14 protein-coding genes are annotated in these 20,233 nt (G+C 51.3%); 9 read left to right on the forward strand and 5 right to left on the reverse strand.

What is annotated here, in order from left to right:
• The first annotated feature begins 347 nt into the window (after positions 1-347).
• Positions 348-1,802 (forward strand): hypothetical protein, encoded by a 1,455-nt coding sequence (locus tag KVG87_RS25210; protein WP_217853105.1) that lies wholly within the window; start codon positions 348-350, stop codon positions 1,800-1,802.
• A gap of 1,193 nt (positions 1,803-2,995) precedes the next feature.
• Here KVG87_RS25210 and KVG87_RS25215 read toward each other — a convergent pair.
• Together KVG87_RS25215 and KVG87_RS25220 are read right to left on the reverse strand one after the other, a co-directional pair.
• Entirely contained in the window at positions 2,996-4,258 is a 1,263-nt protein-coding gene (locus KVG87_RS25215) for a hypothetical protein (RefSeq protein WP_217853107.1), read from the reverse strand.
• A gap of 3 nt (positions 4,259-4,261) precedes the next feature.
• Positions 4,262-5,392, reverse strand: coding sequence for a nucleoid-associated protein (locus KVG87_RS25220; RefSeq protein WP_217853109.1), 1,131 nt, complete (start codon positions 5,390-5,392; stop codon positions 4,262-4,264).
• Positions 5,393-5,823: 431 nt separating this feature from the next.
• Between KVG87_RS25220 and KVG87_RS25225 the strand changes: the two genes are divergently transcribed.
• Positions 5,824-8,280: a P-loop NTPase fold protein gene (locus KVG87_RS25225; protein WP_225930998.1), complete on the forward strand. Its 2,457-nt coding sequence runs from the start codon at positions 5,824-5,826 to the stop codon at positions 8,278-8,280.
• Between the two features lie 414 nt (positions 8,281-8,694).
• Positions 8,695-8,913 (forward strand): hypothetical protein, encoded by a 219-nt coding sequence (locus KVG87_RS25230; protein WP_217853111.1) that lies wholly within the window; start codon positions 8,695-8,697, stop codon positions 8,911-8,913.
• 124 nt (positions 8,914-9,037) lie between these two features.
• Here the strand turns inward: KVG87_RS25230 and KVG87_RS25235 are convergent, their stop codons facing one another.
• Positions 9,038-9,916 carry a hypothetical protein gene (locus KVG87_RS25235; RefSeq protein WP_217853113.1) on the reverse strand — a complete coding sequence of 293 codons (879 nt, stop codon included), beginning with the start codon at positions 9,914-9,916 and terminating at the stop codon, positions 9,038-9,040.
• 578 nt (positions 9,917-10,494) lie between these two features.
• Here KVG87_RS25235 and KVG87_RS25240 point away from each other — a divergent pair.
• The 5 genes from KVG87_RS25240 to KVG87_RS26145 all read left to right on the forward strand — a co-directional run bounded on the left by KVG87_RS25240 (position 10,495) and on the right by KVG87_RS26145 (position 14,855).
• Entirely contained in the window at positions 10,495-10,659 is a 165-nt protein-coding gene (locus KVG87_RS25240) for a hypothetical protein (protein ID WP_217853115.1), read from the forward strand.
• A gap of 82 nt (positions 10,660-10,741) precedes the next feature.
• A complete protein-coding gene (locus KVG87_RS25245; protein ID WP_225930999.1) occupies positions 10,742-10,894 on the forward strand; it encodes a hypothetical protein in 153 nt (50 codons plus the stop codon).
• A gap of 351 nt (positions 10,895-11,245) precedes the next feature.
• Complete coding sequence (locus tag KVG87_RS25250) at positions 11,246-12,949, forward strand: GIY-YIG nuclease family protein (RefSeq protein WP_217853117.1); 1,704 nt, start codon at positions 11,246-11,248, stop codon at positions 12,947-12,949.
• 1 nt (position 12,950) lies between these two features.
• Positions 12,951-13,925 carry a hypothetical protein gene (locus tag KVG87_RS25255; protein ID WP_217853119.1) on the forward strand — a complete coding sequence of 325 codons (975 nt, stop codon included), beginning with the start codon at positions 12,951-12,953 and terminating at the stop codon, positions 13,923-13,925.
• 555 nt (positions 13,926-14,480) lie between these two features.
• Complete coding sequence (locus KVG87_RS26145) at positions 14,481-14,855, forward strand: response regulator (protein ID WP_217853121.1); 375 nt, start codon at positions 14,481-14,483, stop codon at positions 14,853-14,855.
• 907 nt (positions 14,856-15,762) lie between these two features.
• On the opposite strand, the gene KVG87_RS25265 is transcribed toward KVG87_RS26145, so the two are convergent.
• Complete coding sequence (locus KVG87_RS25265) at positions 15,763-17,340, reverse strand: sensor domain-containing diguanylate cyclase (RefSeq protein WP_217853123.1); 1,578 nt, start codon at positions 17,338-17,340, stop codon at positions 15,763-15,765.
• Between the two features lie 641 nt (positions 17,341-17,981).
• Complete coding sequence (locus KVG87_RS25270) at positions 17,982-18,878, reverse strand: LysR family transcriptional regulator (protein WP_217853125.1); 897 nt, start codon at positions 18,876-18,878, stop codon at positions 17,982-17,984.
• A gap of 140 nt (positions 18,879-19,018) precedes the next feature.
• On the opposite strand from KVG87_RS25270, the gene KVG87_RS25275 reads away from it, so the two are divergent.
• Positions 19,019-20,008 (forward strand): zinc-dependent alcohol dehydrogenase family protein, encoded by a 990-nt coding sequence (locus KVG87_RS25275; protein ID WP_217853128.1) that lies wholly within the window; start codon positions 19,019-19,021, stop codon positions 20,006-20,008.
• The last annotated feature ends 225 nt before the right edge of the window (positions 20,009-20,233 follow it).

Consider the following 20,233-nt stretch of genomic DNA (forward strand, 5'->3'; position numbering starts at 1 on the left):
CCACCCACTGAGCGCGCTCGGTTTCGAGCACAGACCTGCGGACATTCAGCTCACCGAGCGGCTTTCTCTGGATGCGCTGATCTATTTTGACAAAAATGAGGACAAACCACCAACTCTTCTCTAAGGCCAGTTTTTGGCCACCTGCATCGGATCCTGCGTACGGAGAGAAACATTTCATGCACTGCTAAGCGACGATTCGTCCTCCCTCAGAAAGAAAAGCTCCAGGCAAAACTTATGGTAGGTCGATAAATTCGAAATTTATGCTGTAGAATTTACCAGCACATGCCCAACACCTAAAAGCTCGAGCACGTTACAGAGTTTAAAATTAAAACATCCGGAAATTAAGAATGGACACTAGCAGTTACAAGAAACCACATACTTCTAAAATCAAAACCATGCTTAAAGCCTTTAAGCACCATGAAGAGCTTTCTGCATTTTTTTTAACTTTACTTATTATTTTCACCACCCAATTCTGCATAGGCGCTATTAAATTCGTTGGCGATGCTAACGCCTACTGGTATTACAGCTCTTTCATTCTAGACTTGGATTTTCCAAAAACCATGCGAGGATATTTTTATCCTCTGGTGCTCGCCATTCCTAGATTTATAGCGAATTCGTGGCCCTCGTCCGGCTACATTGGATTTTATGTTATACAAGCGCTACTATTCTCCTACATTTTTTCCACATTGTTACCCTATGTATTTACACGACTTATCGGAGGGAAACTCTCGATCTCCCGCCGAATACTTCCACCACTTCTCGTTGCGATATTTTTTCCAGGTCTAATGGCCTATCCGTTAAGTGATCTCCCGGCGCTATGCATGATCGTGGCGAGCCTTTACCTAGCCTTAAGAGCGTCTAAACAGAAAAACCTGGCCTCATCGTTTCTATTTTTGTTTTTAGCAGGCATCACCGCTTATGGCGCCTACAACATTAGAACAATATATTTGTTCCCATTACTAATTTTAATCCCAATCATCCCGGCGTTATTACTGAAGAAAAACAGTCACATCGAAAAACTTCTGCTAACAGCTTCTTTTATTGCCGGAGCGACTTTTGCTTCGTTGCCACAGATAATAATCAACTTTAAACACCTGAACTCGCCGTCACCATTTGTCATAACGGATCACAAGAATACTTCGCTGTACGCCAATCAGTTAAAGTGGGGAGTTACCATACAAAGGTATGAGACTGGATACAACTCAGAAACCGGGGGTATATATCCGATTTATTACATAGACCCTTTGGGCGAGCGTTTATTTGAAAATGCAAATCTTGGCGAAGGCGTTATTACTGTTCCCAAAATCCTTACTGCCATCGTCAATCACCCGCTTTCGTTTTTGCGAATTTATACCAAGCATTTCATTAATGGTATGGATGTCAGAGATCCGGACCCGTACACATCAACATCATCAAAGGATAGAAATTTCCGTTCTTTTACGAGCTTGTCAGTGTCTGTACTAGGTGCATTTTTCTTAGTACTCGTGGTTGCCAGATCTGAAACGGGCCGAAATCCTTGGCCTCAAATACTGTCAAAAGTCACTTGGCTCGTTTTATTGTTGCTGCCTGTTTTGGCGATCACACCAGGCGCGATAGAAACCAGATTTTTCCTACCATTTCACTTGATAGGCTATTGCGCCATTTCTTACGGTTTCTCAAAAAATCTGAAGAATAAATTTAGCGCTAAGGAAGCCTTGCTCGCTGTAGTAATATATTTGACATTAGTCTTGTCTTTTTATAACAGCGCTAGAGAGTCAGTGCAACATCCGAATTCAGCTATCAAAAAGGAATATTTTGAATAACGTATTTCTTTAGCCTCTATATTCAATTGAAGCGCCGGTCACATCAGTTGACTGATTCCGTTAAAGGAAAATCGTGGGAACTGAACAACGAGCCGGGCGCACGCTCGCGAGCGCGGTCCTTTTACCGAGAGCCGCAATCCCGTCGTAAGATTTCCCAGACTCTCAAGAGGGCTGCCTCAATGATTGTCAGCGGAACGTGGCACAGTACTAGACAAGGCCAACCTTTATTCAGGGGCTTAGCTTCGTCAGAATTCATCGCTTCGAATACTCTGCCGTCGGTATCCTGGTGCGTCTCCCTGCCCTGAAAGGTGACACTCACGAATCGGCTAAAGCTCCGCAGGGATTGCAATTTCGACCGAGGGCGCAACGCAATGCGCCCCTGGCAGACCTAGTGCCCCCCATGTGCAACAGGCACCTTTTCCACAAGGGGTCGAGGGAACCTCACACGGATGTCCGCCCCCGGCTTGCGCCGCTCCAGCCAGGTGCATGACGACACGCTTCTCCGACAAGCCGATCGTCGGCATTGAGGCGCAAATCTCCAATGACCCCACCTTTAAGCGCTGAGTGATTACCGTGTTTGGGCTGCCAATCAAGATTTTTGAGTTTGTCTAACACGCAAGAATGACTGGCAACAGCAGCCAAGCGGCCCCTGCTGCACTCAATATCAGGGCCAGCTGGCAATACAACTACGTGCATACTTACGCTACCATAAGCCCCATGACATGCATGAACCTCGATTTCATCCCGAATCAGTTTGGCCGTAGCGTGCAAATGCCGCTTCGACTTATGCCCGTTGGATCAATCACATTCATGACTGAAGCGAAGCCGGGGCGCTTGACCAAATCCTGATTGGTACTGACAGGAACCGTCCCTCCTCTAGAACCCATACGGAATAAATCTCTGTGACACTGGAACAGAATTACACCGCCATGTTCCGTGGTCTATGGTGGGTTAACAAGATCAATGAAATCAAAGGGTTAGGGTTAAGCGATACTTGATAAAACCTGCAAAAACACGATCATTGGTACGGAAAATGGTACGGGACTGTCCCTCGCTCTCCATACTCAAAGCCCCGCATCGTCCTCACGGTGCGGGGCTTTTTATATGCCAAGCAGCATCTAGCCATTGCCTCCGGACGGCAGCTTTCGGCCAGGAGCGGAAATTTTATTAACACTTGCCTCCGATCTCCAGTGCTATGGACTTAGAAAAATCGGGTCAATAACAGGGGCTGTGAGAATCGCCGATATGGAAGTCACAACAACCTGCAAGAACGCATCCCAATATTTTACGAGACTAACCAGAACCGCCCCGGCCGCGGGCATAAGCGCCAGTAACTGCAATAGCTGGAAAGTACGCCGCAAAGTACTCCCCTGTTTTTCGACTTGTGCAATTGTAATTCTGAGCAAGCCCTGAAGCTTGGGAGGATAAGTTATGATTTTGTCTTTGAATTCGTCGAAAACAACATTGAAGCTGTGCAACAAGCGGTCCGTCTGAAGCATTTGATTGTGCAATATCGCTAATAAAACCAGCGAAACAATACTTAATCCAAGTACCAGAACAAACCCTTCAAAAGCAGAAGTACTGTTGTTCAGGACAACCCATCCAGCAAAAGAGACAGGGAGTGCAAGCATTTTGCCAGCGACGTCACCCAACACGCCGCTGAGTTTGGTCCCATAGTCGATTTCCGCTTGTGCTAATTCGCGCCGAGCCTTCTCGAATGAAAAGCTATAGACGTAAGTTTGTAAATTGGCGCGATATGTAGCCAGGACCTCTTTCCATTCGCGGACCACGACAAGGAAAAGATTTGGCTCACTTTCAAACTTCTCAATTACACTGGCGATAGCCATCCGAATCATAAGCTTGCGCTCTGAGAGATGAGCCTTATTCTCGTTTTTTCGGTTGAGAATCTCCTCAAGCAAACTTATATGCCTAAGTTCATGACCTAGAACAAGTTCATCAACTTGCGTCGGCAGCAGAAATGTCCTGGGCGGTTTTGCGCCATCGGGAGGTAAAGCGAAGAACAAATTATATGTATCTGGGCTGCTGTCCTTGTCCACTCCGATTGCCAGCAAAGCAAGGAGCTCGATTAGTCTACAAACTCGTCTCAGCTCTTTAATTTGTGTCGGTTCGATTTCGTCGAAATCTGCCCAATCCAAGTCAACGACGTAAACATTCTGCGGAAACTGTCCTTTGCCTAGTGATCCGTTACGGGCCAAGTCGCTAACTTTCGCGTAAAACCGGCCAGATTCATTCGTAGGTAGGCGGAGCTCGATCTCTACCGCGCCACCTTCAACCTCTTCATGATGCTGGATTTTGCCAAATTCGGGCGGCAGATCCTTGCACGCGTGCAGCGCGGCAGTGATGTTGGCAGTCAGCAGCCCTTCGTAGGAGACCACACCACCTTCGATGACTGGCGCTCCCATTGCCCGGTACAGGGCTACGACATTGGAAAACATGGCCTACCCAACCCTGGCCTGCAGCTCTTTTTCAATCAATTCGACCAGTTCCTGGTTCATATTTGACAGGGTTAGCTTCTTGCGATCCTCATCGTAATAAACATCGGACGTTGCCTCTCTCCCCAAGGCGCCACGTTCGAATTGAAGCGACCAGCTAGCAGCTTCGCCTTTGATCCTGGTCTTCTCCTTCAGCGATTTAGCATTGACAGTAAAGTCCTCGGGTACTCGATGTTTTTCTTCGTTGAGATAGTCTTTCAGTCCTGCAATTTCATCAACTAGATCAGGCGGAACGTGCTGAATTGCTGCGTGGCAGATCGCATCTAGCCGAGCGGATTTGCCATCCGACAGTCGGTCCTGCAAGTAACGGACAACCGCTTCTTTCGCCTTGTAAGCAAAGGGCTTGAGCTCTTTTTTGCTGCGGAAGAAACGGCCTACGAAATCAATCGCATTTTTGGTCGCCCGGCCGGATGCCACGCCTTTGGCGCATCCTAGAGCGGAGATGAAATAGTCAGAAGCCTGGCTGTCCCGACCGCGGCTGATAAAGCAAAGATAGGTCGAATCAACCTCCTCTGCGCCCTCAGCATCTACAACTGTATTGCCCGCAGCAGCACATGCGGCGGCAGTAACCGAAGCGAATTTCACAAAGTTGATCCTGGCTGCCTGCTGAACCGTCTTCAGGTCCACCTCCTGAATGGCTTTGGGCACGTAGTTCTCATCGAGCTGGATGCCACCACGCTGTTTGATGCTGGCGACCAGAAAGAAGTCAGACGCACCGGAGGTGTATTGCGCGCAGAGAATATGGCCGCCGGTAGCCAAAGTTTGGTCCCTAGCCTGCTCGACAAGCTGATCCATGGCTAAGTGGGTTAGCTCGATAAACTCAGTCTCATCTCCACAGACTTCCACGTAAGCGCCAAACCGATCAGGAAACGGACCCTGGCGACCGTCATCAGCAAATTGGCCGTAGACCACACTGTTTCCTTCTTTACCAATCAGGCCGTTGATGCCTTCGACCAGAGACTCTAAAGCTGGGTTTTGTATATCGAGGACAACGTCCTTTTTCACTACGTCAGAAACGAGATCTGTATGAGCTATCTTTTTGAAACTGTGGATGATGGCAGTTTTCAGCGTGATCACAGGTCGATTTCCATTTCAGTAATATCAATGTGAGATTACGAGAGTCAGAGTTGACCTGCAAATGGCCATTGGTCTGCCGCCCTATCTCTCAGGCGGTAATCGGAACCAATGAAGATAGCTGACATTGGCACTGTATATACATACAGTATACCTGTCTAGCTTGCCATGCTCGCGTGACAATGACCTCTGAAGGCGAATCTTCGCCATTGTCAACAGACTGCTATCGGCCGTTTTTTGCCTGGCGTGAAGGGCGACAACCGACCCAAAGCAGTCATTTCTTTGTCTTGAGAAATAGAGACGAACCAACACGCGCCGCCTTTACCGCAAAGCAAGTGAGGGCTAGGATGACTCGTCATAGTGATGGCGATGCTCCCGCAAGAACATGAAGAGGCTACTCGGCCGTCGACGGATCGGCAGTAAAGGAGAGTGGGATGGTGAATGGGATCGAAAGCATTGCCAGCGAATTGTTGACCACACATGCAAAGTTGGTACTGCACAACGCCAACGAAGCGGAAACACGCAAAAAGTTGATCGATAGAATCGTGGAAGATGTGTTGGAGTGGGACGACACCGACATCTCTTACGAGGAGAGGGTCTCCGAAGATGGCGGTACGACGTATGCCGACTACATCATTCGAACCGCAGATGTGGCGTTACTCATAGAAGCTAAGCGTATCGGGCGCAGCTTCGACGTTGTGCCCACTCAGAAGCGAGTCAAGCTCACGGGCCGGATCATGGAAGGAGATACCGGCGCAGCAATCGTCCAAGCTCGGGACTACTGTAGGAAAAAGTCTATTCCTTTCGCCGTTGTCACCAACGGTGCGCAATGGATCATTTTCCCGGCAGTCCGTACAGATACCGTTTCTTTCTCGGATTCTTATGCAATCGTATTCGACTCACTGAGTCGAATCCTTGGGGAAGAATTGGAACATTTCGTAGACCTGCTGTCACGAACGGCTGTGGTTGAAGGCAATCTCGCCATCGAGCTTATAGGTCGAACTACTGACCAGTTTGAAGAACGGCGCCTCAATAAGTTCTTCAAAGGCTCAACCGTAAAACGACATAATCCCATTTATCCGTTGATTGAAAACGAGGTCATTAGCGCATTCTCAGACTCAATCGTAGGTGCTGAGAGTTCACTCCTCGAAAAGTGCTATGTGAAAAATGCAGACCGGCAAAAATTCGATAGCCGTATCAGGATGCATTTGCAGCGCAGAGAGCCCCTCTTCTCGACTCAGCCCAAAAAGCCGATGCGAAAGAAGGATTACTCGTCTCTGGCAGACTCGATAAGCTCCGCTTCTGCGTCGCGACGGCCGTTGGCGATTTTGATTTTGGGTACAGTGGGCACAGGCAAAACAACCTTTCTCCAGTACACACGCAAGGTTGCTTCCGCAGCATATTTTGAAAAAAATCAGGCGGCGCCCTACCCACACTGGATTGATATCGATTTCCGAAATTTTTCGCGCAGCGAGAATCCGCTAGAGTTCATTTACGCGCATCTGTTCACCTACCTGAGTAATGACACATATTTCAAGGATTTTCAGCGCGCCATCAGACCCGCCTATCGCGAAGAGATTGAAGCGCTCCAATCAGGGCCTATGTTTCTCATCGCTCAAAACCAAACTGAGTTTGATAAAAAAATAACGGAGCTGATTCTCAACGATTACAGCGCCAAACAGCCCTACGTGGACAAGATGATTGCGCATGGCGCGAAGCATGCGCCAATCTTCCTTGTGATTGACAATGTCGACCAGTTCGAAGATGACAGTACGCAGTCAAGAATTTTTTCCGATGCAATGGCCATCGCAGGACGATTGTCCCTCAACCTTATTATCTCCATGCGAGAATCTACCTACGTAGCGCATAGGGGATCTTCGACCTTTGATGCTTTCGATTTTGACCCTTTGCATATTGAGCCGCCTGAAATACCAGCAGTATTAAGTCGTCGCTTTTTCATGACCGGCCAAATGTTGACTGGAAAAAGCGGGAGCTTTACTACCCACGGGGGCGTGAATTTCAAAGTCGATGACTTGTCGGTTTTCATTGATATCGTCAAGTCTTCAGTGCTGGGAACAGAAATTGGCGAGCGCATTGACGTTCTTGCCAACCACGATGTGCGCCTAGCTCTTCGGATGACCAGGGAATTCCTAGCAAAAGGATATACGGATCCAGCAAAGGCTCTTCAAAGCCATAAAAATAAAAACACATACGTGCTGCCGAAACAGGAGGCGTTCCGCTCTATCCTGCTGGGCAACCAGTCTGTATATAGCGAAGAATTCTCCGTAATTGGCAATCCTTTTGACTCACGGCTAGGCAAATCCAATGGTGGATTGCTTAGGTTGTTTATCCTTTCGGCATTGGTTAAACAGAGCAATGCTGAAGGGGGGCACATTGATGGGCCGGATATTCGTGACAACATTCGATCTATCGGATTCTCAGAAGACGATACTCTGAAAGTCCTGACCGACCTGACCGAGCTAAGATTTATACACACTAAATCGCATGGCAAAGCCGACCTAAACAGCGGTTATTATGCGAGCCGGCTGGGTGGCCATGTCGTGCGAGCGTTAATCGCTGACCTGACCTTTGTCGAAAACATTCTGATGGATACTTTTATCTCTGACAAAGAGGTATGGGACAAACTCCGAGACCTGACTCAAAGGATTAGAGACGAACGCGAAATTGTCGTCCGGATGGAAATGAGGGTCGAACGTGCAATGCTTTTTTACCATCTGATGACTGAGCAGTATTCGCCCCTGTTGGATGAAGCAAAAAAACGGGGCTTAAATCCAGTTTGGTTGGGAAATCCTTTGGACGAGATGCAGGCAGCTTTCAACGCAGACACTTCCAAAGCACTGCACTCTGCCCAGCGGCTTTACGGTAAGTGAACGTGCAGGGTCAGGGGCGGGCTTGCGGATACCGCCCTCGGCTTGCTGTGACCTTTGTAACGTTTATGACCGCTACAGACCGCTTTTGGCCGTAAGCAGCCGTTGAGGCCACATCTTTTATGCTTATCACTTAGCTGATGGGACGGGCTGAGCGTACTTGAAATACAAATGAAGGGCACTTAGAGCTTTAATCTCTTCTCAACCGCCAAATTCGAAAAACGCAAGCCGCTGATTTCATGAGAAAGGGAGTCAGGCGTTTGCGGTTTTTCACGTCTGAAAAATGGCCATGTAGGGAAGATTTGGGACGGGGGCGCCATTTTGGTGCGGAAAAGTCTTCAATGAATGATTGCCTGGGCTACGCTGATCTGGCGCGCCGGACGTGGCTTTTCTACCTTTCACTCAAGGATGATCCATATGCCAAGTAACACAAACTTCAACATCGCCACTGCTGATGCTCTAACACTGCTCCTGCACAACCAGCATGCTCTGGGTGCGGCGATCGAAGAGATCACTCATTGGATTTCAGGGGCTGGCGCAGACAATGTTGCTGACAACGCAGTTGCGGCTCTGGAAACCCTGGACACGAATGCAAAAGCGATTACGGATGCGATTATGCGGTTACGGACGTGTTAGCGAGTCGCGCGAAGGCACCAACCGGCTGACTTTAATTGTCGGACAATAATCTGGATTTAAGAGCGAACACGGGAAACTAAAAAGAGCCGCGCCCTGCGCGGCTCTTCTTCTAGCCAACTATAAATTATAGGGATTGTAATGAGATACTGGCGCTCGTTGAGTCTTGCTGGCTATCTGCATCCATCCAGACCCATTGAGTACCGTCGCCCTGTAAGTTATTGCTGATGTTTTGAATCTGAGTGGCAACAATGGTGACTGCCCCCTTTTCCGAAGCAGTAGGTCCGATGTTAGTGACTTGCCCGACCAGTAAGCCATTCGACGTTTCATTTACCACAAATACAGTTGCAGCGGCTTCTCGGAACTGGCACGAAATAAACTGTGTGATTTTGCTAACGATTGTCAGATTCATCCATTTCGAAGGCGGTACGGAATAGTAGCGATTGTATTTGTTAAACGGGTACTGTTCCCCGTTAGCCTGTAACGAGTTGTTGTTGAGCCCGCTGGTATTCGTCGGCATGCTGGTACTGCCCAACCACACCTCAACCTGTGCAATGCCGCTGTTGCTAGGCAACGAAACTGAGATGGTCTGAGTATCCGTGCCGGAAACAAATCCCAACGATGCCAACCCGGCATTGGCGGTGGTGCCTGGAACAGTGATGGTTGCAGGAGGCTGACTATTGCTCCATACAACATTTACGGCCGCATTGTTATCGCTGCCGGCGGAATTATAAATGAAAATTCCGTAAATTTGCCCCGGACGCAAAGTCGTGCAGGTGGCCGTGTCACCTGCATTTAGAGTGATCCGTTGACCGCCATTCCAGTTAATTTGTGATGCAGCAATAGCGAAGCTTTCCATGAGGTAGTCCTTTAATTGTTTAAAGCATGAGTTTGTACGCAAGTTATCCATACTTCCATTGCGCGCTACGAGAATAGACCCGATATAGAAAACTGCTTCTAACTTTTTAGAGTTATTGGCTATTAAAGAATGATAGCTAAAAGCCATTCTTCTTTTCAGCCGTAAGATAGTTTCGCTATTAATCGTCAAGCGCTTAGAAATAAGACCCATATGGTTCAAGCATACAAAAGGAGCGACGTTCAGTTGAACGTGGTCTCGCCGAATAGAACGCCGTTTATGTTCAATAGGTCCCCACACCTTGCGTCGGCGTCCGGGCCTTTCTTTAGCGCCTTGGAAACCAGGCGTGCCAGGACTGGTCTACCATTCACCTACCGCCTGCTTGAGCCAGCCACTCATTATTTCAAAGATGCCCATGTACGTCTTTGAAGGTCTGCCGCCGTCACCGTGTTGGCCCGCTATCAGGGGCAGGAGCCGGCCGAGTTCACGGGTGTTGAATGCTAGGTGCGACTTCATCAACGTAGGCTCCGGTCGCGTCCGCGTTGAACTGCAGCATTACCTGCACAAGCCGAAGAGTGCCACACGCTCCGGGTGATGCTGCCGCACGGAACAATGGTGCAGGGGCTCATTATTGACGGCTGTAACGAACCCACCGGCGGCTGGTGGCTGATCAACGTCGAGCAGCACAACTTGTCGCTTGTGCAACCTGATACCCTGAGGGGATGGCAATGGCAATGATTGTCAGCAACGAATTTACCGCGTTGGACCTGCCGCCTTCGGTGCCCGCGCAAGCGCTGAGACTGCTCGTCGTAACTGCCCAGGCCAGCACCTTGGCCGACACCCTGCACGCGGTCGATAGAGCGAAGGTTTTACCCTGGGGATCGAGACTGTGAAGGCGGTCAACCCAGCGGCGATCGGGGCCTTTACGTGGTATTTGATGACGCATCAAAAGCGCGTCAGGCGGAGCTGGAATGAATGATTGGCGAAGGGATTCACGAAGAGGTGTTGCGCGCCTTGGTCGAACAACACGCGGTGCGTGGTTACCTGGTGGCCACGGTGGGCGGCAGCGGTGCACGCTGGGGGCGGTGCGCTCACGGCGTGAGCGACTGCGCACTTGGGCCAGCTTGACGGCTGTGAGGCGCTTTGCCGAAAACGTGGGTCTTGAGGGTTTCAGTATTGAGTTGTGAAAGCTATCCGCTCTTATATTGACTGAGGATTTACATCTTCGTCCAATAAACTGAGACTGTTCGAAGACGTGACGGAGTATTAGATTCTCGCCTGTCGACAGTCTTGAAAACCGTCGACTGTAACAGGTCCATGAGTTCGAATCCCATCGCCTCCGCCATCTTATATACGACAAAGCCCTGATTCTTCAGGGCTTTGTCGTTCCTGGCATTCAGGAATTGTGCTCCTCTCTTTACGGTTCGTTTCCGCATCTTTACGGTCATTTCCGCAACGCTACCCTTGCCACATCACTGGATGGACTTCGACACTCAGGTATGGGGCAACCTTAAACAGGCAGCTTCCGGCCAAAAGCAGACTTTCCGTGCATCCGTGTTCGACGAAGCTCTTGGCGGTACGGGCCTCGTGGACAGTACCCTGAACATAACTTTTTCAAACGCGTCATTTTTAGGTGGAACCAATAGTGTCACTTTGATAGCTTCCGTCCCGCAGTTCGCCCCTCAAACAGGAAAGTTCTTTCGAGAAGGAATCATGGGCCCACAATACGAACAAAAGGCGCTATCTCCATTGGCGAACCTTATCGTTGATCGCGCGATCGAGAACACCAATCGAAAACTGATCGCCGGCTTTCGCAACAAGAAGAACTCCCGCCCGAACGCCAAGACAGCCGATCCTTTGCAGGCCGGCAAGGACACCCTTGCCGCCACGTCGGCGAAAAGTGCGATGGATGTTGCTAATCGCGGGGTAGCGTGGAAGGAGATTCTGCTCAAAAGTTTGTCAGCGGGAATCGGTTCACTTGCTACCTTGCAGTTCGATGGAGAGTTCGATCTCAGCGCTGCCGACACCTCCAGTACTAGCCAACTGCCCGAGAAACCAGGCGTTTATGTGGTGTATGACACGAGCGGCAAGCTGGTCTATATCGGCGATAGCACCAACATGCGACAGCGTTGGCAGGACGGACACCTGAACGACCATCGCAATGGCAACAAAAAGGGTGAACCGTACAAGCTTTCCGAGCAACTGGAAGCGGGATGCAAGGTGAAATTCGTGACCATGGACTCGGCCGAAACAGCTGCTGCCCTGGAAGCACACCTCATCAAGACTGAAAACCCGCCCATCAACAAGCGCCAGGAACTGCATCAGGAACAAGGCATTCGCAGCAACATCGAAGCCAAAAAGCTCAAAGACACCTTGGGCAATTCCACTGACGTCGCTCTCGGTGCTGGCAAAGAAGCGCTGAAAAACTCAGGCTGGCAGGTGCTGGAACAACTGACTTCAGCCGCGATCATGGCCGTTAAAGACGAGCTGATCGACGTGTTCATGGGTGGCGCTGCTCGCCTGAAACAGCGCGTGGAACGCTTCCTCAAAAAGATCTGGGCGGTGATCGAAAAAATCATCGAGGCGCCCCTGAAGCTGCTCAACGGCATCGTCGAATTCATCGTCAATGCCTTGTCCAAGGCGATCCGCCAAGTCTACAACCTCGCCCGCAACCTTTTCGACCTCGCTTACGGCGCCTGGCAACTGTACAAAGGCGCGCAATCGATGAGCCGGGAAGAGTTGATCCAGAAGATCGTCGAGACCGTAGTCGTCAGTGGCACGCTGTTGCTCTGGGACGGCCTGGAACCGGTGATCGAGTCGCAATTGATTCCGCTGACCGGGGTGGCAGCACCCTACATATCCTGCGTGTTGTCAGCCATCGGTTTCGGGCTGTGCAGTTATCACTTGCAGAACCTCGTGCCCCCTATCGTTGCCTACTTGGTGGATTTCAAGACCGGGTGGAGCGAGTCGCTGGAAGCCAAAAGAGAGGCGGCGCTGCAGCTTATCAAGGTGCAGGAAAACGAATGGCTGATGGCCGAAGGGCTGATCGAATATGCGCATTCGGTAGATGTGCTGGCCAGTGAAGCAATAGACCACCGCGAACGCCTGGCTCGACACACCAGTGTGCGCGCAATCGATTTTTCGGCACTTTTGCCAACCAAACGTATTTCGCAGGAGCCCTGACGTGTTCAATTTTCTGGGTGGCAGAGTCGTACTTACCGTGTCGCCGGCCGATGAAGTAACCCTTCAACCAGTTCAGCAGTTGCTGCCGGCGCCGCGCTCCGAAGAGAACCAGCTGAAAGACTTCCATGAAGGCCTACAAAAGCTCAACGCCGCGATACAGCGTGGCTCAAAGACCAGAGCGCAATTGAACGACTTTCAGAACCAAGGCAGTTGGGACTCTTTCTGGGGGGGCTTGTCGGGCAGGAATGACAAAGACCTGGCCAAATTGCTGGCCGAATTTGGCGCGAGCCTTGAGGTGACGCAGAGCGTGGTGCAACTGGTCACCCAGGTTCATACCGTGAACAACAATGTACTGCGCGGCTTCAATGATGCCTTGGTGCGCGAGATCGAACGCCTGCAAACGGATACACAGACCCTGGAAGGCAACCAGAGCGGGGCGTTGGTGGTGCTCTACGAGTTCAAGCATCAGATCGACGAACTGTTGGCGTTGGCAGACGGGTATGAGTACTGCAGGCATGCAGTGAACCAATTGGCCACCGCGCAGAACAACCATGAGACGGAGTTGCAGGCATTGAGCCTGGCCTTCTTGAACGGCACCCGGATGCAGCAACAACTCAACGCAGCGTCCTCGCGTCAATTAGTTCAGCAGGAAGAGGTTCAGCGGACCCAGCAGAAGCAGGTCGAGCGAGTGACCAAGCTGCTCGGCAGTGAGATCCAGGCGAGAGAACGCCTGTCGACCTCTACAACGGCGTCATTGAAAGAAGTGGGCGACGCCAGCGAGGCGCTAGCCCAGCGGCTGGAACGCGTCGAGTCGAAGATGGGCGAATTACTGGAAAACCAGCAACAAACTCAGGCTCGAATCGAGCAGCTAGAAGCGCAGTTGCTGGCCAAACCGGGCTGGCTGCGGCAGCAGGCCGTGGCCCTTGTCGCGGTGGTGTTTTCAGGCGCGGCGCTCGCCTCGATGTTTGCCTTTTGAGGCAAGCGTGTGGGGAGTATCGATATCGACGACTTTCACCATCTGAATCGATCCTGATCTCGAAGACACGGTTAGTGGGGTCTGCTTTGGGTCGATAGCAGCCATTCGCGTACGACAGCTTTCGGCCAACAGCGGTCACTCGTGAAGGACCGATTTCGTCCAGAGTTGCCGTTCGTGTACTTCGACAGTAAGCGTCCAGCCAACACAGCTCAACGAGGGCAACGATGTCAGCGTAAAAGGCATGAAACTCCTGAATCGAGCCTCCGCAGGCTTAATGACTTGATGCGCCAGGTGGATTGCAATTTCGCGATAATCGTCTGGAAGCCGGTTGTCCACTGGCATCCGGGAACTCACCGATGGGGCAACTGTTGATCAATATTTGCCTGCTACGTTGGCAGCCCTGCGATGCGACTCCGCTCACATATTCCTGTGCTAGGAGACGAACGGAAGCGTAGGAACGCAATGCCTTAGCTACATTTTTTAGACATCAGTCTAAACGCAAGCGCTACGGCACTTCTGCTTCAGCGGAGGAGCTCATGCAACGGGACGATTAACATGCGCTCAACAATATTGCTGGTTCAGGATGACCGGGATCTTAGTACACGGGTGGCTGAAGCCCTCTATGTTGTTGAAAAAGATGTTATCCAGTGCTCAACGGTCCAAGAGGCCGTTACTGCACTGGAAAGCTCACCAGAAATTGAATTGGTGCTGACGGACGTAGAGATGCCAGGTCTACTAAACGGCTACGAGCTTGCACAGATCATTAGGGTGTTCAAACCGAAGCTGCCAATCATCATGACGTCCACAGGACCTGACTCCAGACCGGGAAAACTCCCGTCTAGCTCTACTCTGCTCCAGAAGCCGTGGTCAGTGGACGATCTGCTGAGGCTCGTAGCGGATCGGCTTGGCCAATCCTCAACACATGCTTGAGCTTCCTAGAGCTGAGAGTTCTAAAGCGTTGGTAGCGAGGCGCATTAAGGAAGTGTGCAAAACCCGAGATGGAAATGACGCAACATTAGCCGGATCTCAAGAATCCAGGCATACGCTTGCGTCCGGTTGGTAGCCACCATGTGCACCGCTGCTGCTACATTCACCGACCATCACTTCGACAAGCAGTTAGCGGTGGTGTAGGGCCTTGGTAATTCATGCCCCTGGCGTGGTTCAACGGCGGCGTGTTCATGCGTCGACCTTCGAAAATAAGTGCGACTAGATTGGGAAATAGGTGCGACCGCGTTCAGATTCGCTGGCAATAGATGCGTTTATCGCTAACTTTTGCCGTTTCGGTCGATTCCGAACTTCCTAGGGGCATCGGCCCTGCATTCTCCTTGGGCATGCCTTACTAAATTTCTGGTTAAGCAGGTCCCCCTGGATAGGCGAATTTTCTGTTTCACTCGACGCTTCGCCCCCCTGAAGCGTGCCGAATTGCCGAAATTTTTGGCCTACACAAAGCATGATTCCTGGCATTCGGGTGACCAGGTAAACATCATACAGACCCGGCTCATTGTTCCGACCCGACGCAGCATTTCTGGCATCTTTCCACACGCCGATGGCATTCCCTACGAGTCAGTGCTTGAGCGTGCTTTACTCACCCGAATGACATTTCGCAAGCGGCTTTGTGACGTGATCGCAGCCCGCTCCAATCTTTTTTTTCACGGTGACGGCATGCGCCCCACATAGCGTTGTGGGTGGGATCCGTATCAGCAGATTCGCGGGATAGTTTCACAAGGTACTGTTGGCTACAAAGGATGCCCAACTCCAAAAGAATGCAAGCTGTGGCGCAAGATTGGGCTCTGGGAGTTCTGAAATTTCAGTCCGCTAGTTCCCGCCTTGAAGTTTTTCAATTAGTAATCACGCTCATGTTCCGTCCGCTCGTCTTCGCACCATAGAGCGCTTTATCCGCAGCGCCGATCAGCGTGTCGGGTGTTTCCCCGTCTACTGGACTACAGGCGCTCACCCCAATGCTGACCGTCACCATCCCCATGTCGCTATCACTATGTTCAATTGCTGATGCCAGTACAGCCTTGCGAATCTTCTCTGCGACGATGAAGGCGCCGACGTAGTCCGTGCTGGGCAGTACTACCGCGAATTCCTCCCCCCCAAAACGCGCTGCCAGATCACCCGGTCGTCTGATGTTTTCCTGGATAATTCTAGCTACTCTGCGTAGGCATTCGTCACCCAACAGGTGGCCGTACCGATCATTGAAGCGCTTGAAGTGGTCGACATCGATCATCAGCAAGGCAAGAGTGGTTCTACCTCGTTTGGCGCGGCCCATTTCAGCTTGGATGAATAGATCAAACTGGCGACGGTTGGCAAGTCCCGTTAACGCATCTTCCAAAGCCAGCAACTCGAGAGTTTGATTGGCCTCAAGGAGCTTGTTCTGAGCCTTCATGAGTTGATTCTGGATGTGCGTTTGCTGCCTCATCAGTCGGATAAATCTGTATCCAATACCCAGCACGAAGCTTATCAGCAATAACACGATCGCTGAGCTCATCAGCGTTTCTTGCCGCCAGCTTGCTAAAACCTCCTCTTCGTTCATGGCGCAGAACACCACAAGAGGGTAATTATTGACTCGCCGAAAACCGACGACACGCTCCACTCCGTCCACGTACGACCTGACAATGGCGGTGCCCGAATCGCCTTTGGGCAGGAGCTGGGTAAAGAGCGGACCATCAGCAATGCTGGTACCGATGACTGTCTCGTTGAAAGGCCGTCGCACGACGATCTTGGCGTCGGCAGAAATCAGATTGATAACGCCGTTATTGCCGACATCGATGCTGTTGTAGAGCTTGAGAAAGTGGTCAAGATACAGCGTGGCCAAGGCCACCCCAGCAAAGCTGCCGTCGGGATTGTTGATTCTCCGGGAGACGGGCAAGATCCACTCACCTGTGGAGCGGCTTTTGATCGAAGGGCCTACGTGAGGAGCTCGGTCGGGATGATCGCGATGGTAGATAAAATATTCGCGGTCGGCGTTGTTTGCATTTGGGGGAAGGATGCCGTTGGAGTCGACTATCCAAGCGCCTTTTTGATCGTAAATGAAGAGCCCATGTAGTTGGGCCAGCTCGTTTCGCTGGGTGGTGATCACCCGCTTAAGCTGAGGCAACTGATCAGGTCCCATTCCTTGAGTTTCGAGTCGGTCGACCAAACTGAACAGAACGGTATCAGCTTGTTTTATGGATGCTTGCGCCTGCGACGACAAGGTTTGGGCAAGGTTTGCCATTGCCACTTCTTTGTCGTGCAGCCGGTATTCACGAGAGCTCCAAGCTTCCCATCCGACCAACACCATCAGAGCAAGGCAGACCGTCAGAAGAAAAAAGATTGCTGCGCGAACTTTATCCTGACTTCTCTGCGGATCAGTCGTGATAGATGCGGCCTCTTTTACTTTTGCCAGACCAGCTGCGAAAGATTGGCGGGGCATGAAGGGTACTCAGTGATTGTTCGAGCGGTTTTTTTCCGTTAGCCGTTTTACTTAAGCCGTCAACATTAGTCAGCGATAGTGATTATACATATTCGGTAGAGAAGGTCTCAGCCAGAAAAAACGCGACGCCGATGGAAAGTTGAGACCATTCCCTAATGCTTGCTCGTGTCGCCGGGCGTGCCCGGTACGCCGGTTCCACGCTAAGCAAGTGTCTGCAAATGCTGACGTATACTAACGCTCATATCAATTTTTACCGTCTCGACTTGCCGACGCTTAAATTATTGCTCTCCACCCTGATCTCAATCTGCCATCATTGCGTTTCTGATGCCTTGCGCACTCGCTTGAACATCACTCGCAACTCCCACCTTGTCTCTTTGTTAGTTGTTAGCAAGGTCGTAGCGCAATTCAGCGATGAGCGCTGAGATACCTCTTGGTTTGACTCTGCGTGGTGAGTTTGGATTCATCGCGCGGTTTGAACTGTGAGATTAACCTGTCGCGACTTGCAGCTTTGAACGTAAACAGCTACTCGCAGACATTGGTTCCTTGTTGTAGGCGGCTGCTTCCGGATGTCCGCTTATGGCCGAAAGCGGTCATTCATAAGCGTCTGCTTCCGGCCAGTAGCGGCCATAATTCTCCTACAGTCAGAGAGTTCCCCGTGGCCCAAACGCCTCACGTGCGAACTCCAAAAAGCTGCGCAGCTTTGGGGTCATTCTTTGGTCAGGGGCGTAGAGCATATGCATTGAGGTAGTCGGAACCGGGTACTGCGGTAGCAGACGCACCAAAGTCCCATCACGCAACGCATCGCTAACCAGCTCTATCGGCTGTAGAACTATACCTAGACCCGCTACTGCTGCTGCCAGCAGTGGATCACCCTGATTAATCGTCAATTTGCTTGTAATTGGGACATCGATACGCCCCTCTCGACTATCGAAGCTCCAGTGCGAGCGACCATCAGAATAGGTAAAACCTAGGCACTCCTGCTGCTGTAGATCCCAGGGATTCGTAATGGGAGGGCGACGTGCAAGGTAGGACGGTGCAGCGCACAAAACCATTTGATAGGGCTCTAGCGGCATCGCCTTCAACCCACTGCTCACCAACTCACCGATGCGAAAGACCACGTCGTAACCATGATCGACGATATCGACCAGCTCGTTCGATAGGGTCAGGTCGATAGACACCTGTGGGTACCGAACCATGTATTCCAGCAGGCGCGGAGAAAGCGCGCGAATTCCGAACGTAACCGGTGCATTGATTCGAAGTTGACCGATTGGTGTGCCACGAGTAAGGGCAGCCAGGCTCTCGGCGGACTGCATGTCTGCAAGGATCAGTTTCGCGCGCTGGTAGAACGTCCTGCCGAAGTCAGTAAGGCTTTGCCTGCGAGTAGTTCGTAGCAATAGGGAGACACCGAGGTGTTGTTCGAGCATTTTCACCTGTTTCCCTACCAGCTGAGGGGACAAGTTCAGATCGTCCGCAGCGGCACTGAAAGAACCCAGCTCAACCGTTTTAACGAACGTAGCCATTTGCGTTAGGCGATCCATTACAAACACCATGTTTCTAGTGATAAGCCATCGTAGGCCTTTATCCGCTGGTCACCAAGGTCTAAATTCTCGTCACCCTTCGAGTGGCCGGAGACATTCCGGATTTACATCGAGGCCCATTAACGAAAGAGGTACCCAACATGGCACGCATTGTCAGAATCCACGAATATGGTGATGCCAGCGTTCTGAAGCTGGAAGATTTGGAGGTTTCGGCACCGGCACCAAATGAGGTGCAGATTGGCGTTAAAGCTATTGGCTTGAACCGGGCAGAAGTGATGTTTCGCAATCACGCCTATCTACAGGAGGCCGAGTTCCCTAGCCGCTTGGGATACGAGGCCGCAGGCGTCGTGGTTGCAATCGGTAGCGAAGTAACGGAAATCAAGACTGGTGATGAGGTCGCTGTAATCCCTCCCTTGGATATCGCTCGATGGGGCACTTACGGCGAGTTGGCCAATGTACCGGCTCACCTAGTAGTTAAGAGTCCTGAGAACTTATCCTTTGAAGAGGCTGCTGCGTCTTGGATGCAGTACGTCACCGCTTGGGGTGCATTGATCGAACAAGCGAAGCTGCGGCAGGACGACTTTGTCATCGTCACCGCTGCTTCAAGCAGTGTTGGCCTTGCCGCATTCCAACTTGCTCGTATGGTCGGAGCTACGTCAATTGCGATCACTCGAACCCGCGCGAAGAAGCAAGCGCTACTTGATGCTGGCGCTGCGCACGTCATCGTCAGTGATGAAGAGGACATCGTCGAGCGTGTTATGGCGATAACTGCCGGTCAAGGCGCGCGCGTGGTGTTCGATCCCGTAGGCGGGCCGTCCTTTGAACCCCTCGCGCAGAGCATGGCGCGAGGCGGAATCTTGCTGGAATACGGCGCACTTAGCTCTGAGCCGACGCCATTCCCGCTGTTTACCGTACTAGGCAAAAGCCTGACCTTGAAGGGATATCTCTACGCAGAGATTGTGGCCGACCTTGAAGCCTTGGAAAGAGCGAAGGCTTTTATTCTGCAAGGGCTGAAGTCTGGTGCGTTGCGCCCGGTCATCGCCAAGACATTCGCGCTTAGCGACATCCAGGATGCTCACCGTTTCCTTGAGGCCAATCAACAAATCGGCAAAATCGTGGTAACTGTCTGACCGGGTTTTATGGGCTGAGAGCGTAACTCTCGGCCCCGCCTCAATCCGATCCAGATGACCGCTTCTGGCCGAAAGCTGCCCGTCGCGAGCGTCCCCCTTTGGCTGGTTGCAGCTTTTGACGGCCAATGGATAGGACTCCGTTTACGTTCAATAGGCGCCCTCACCTTGCCCAAGTGTGGGCGCTTTTTTTTCAAGCCTGTCAGCCATAGCCGCCACATTGTTATA

Source organism: Pseudomonas siliginis (assembly GCF_019145195.1).
GTDB lineage: Bacteria > Pseudomonadota > Gammaproteobacteria > Pseudomonadales > Pseudomonadaceae > Aquipseudomonas > Aquipseudomonas siliginis.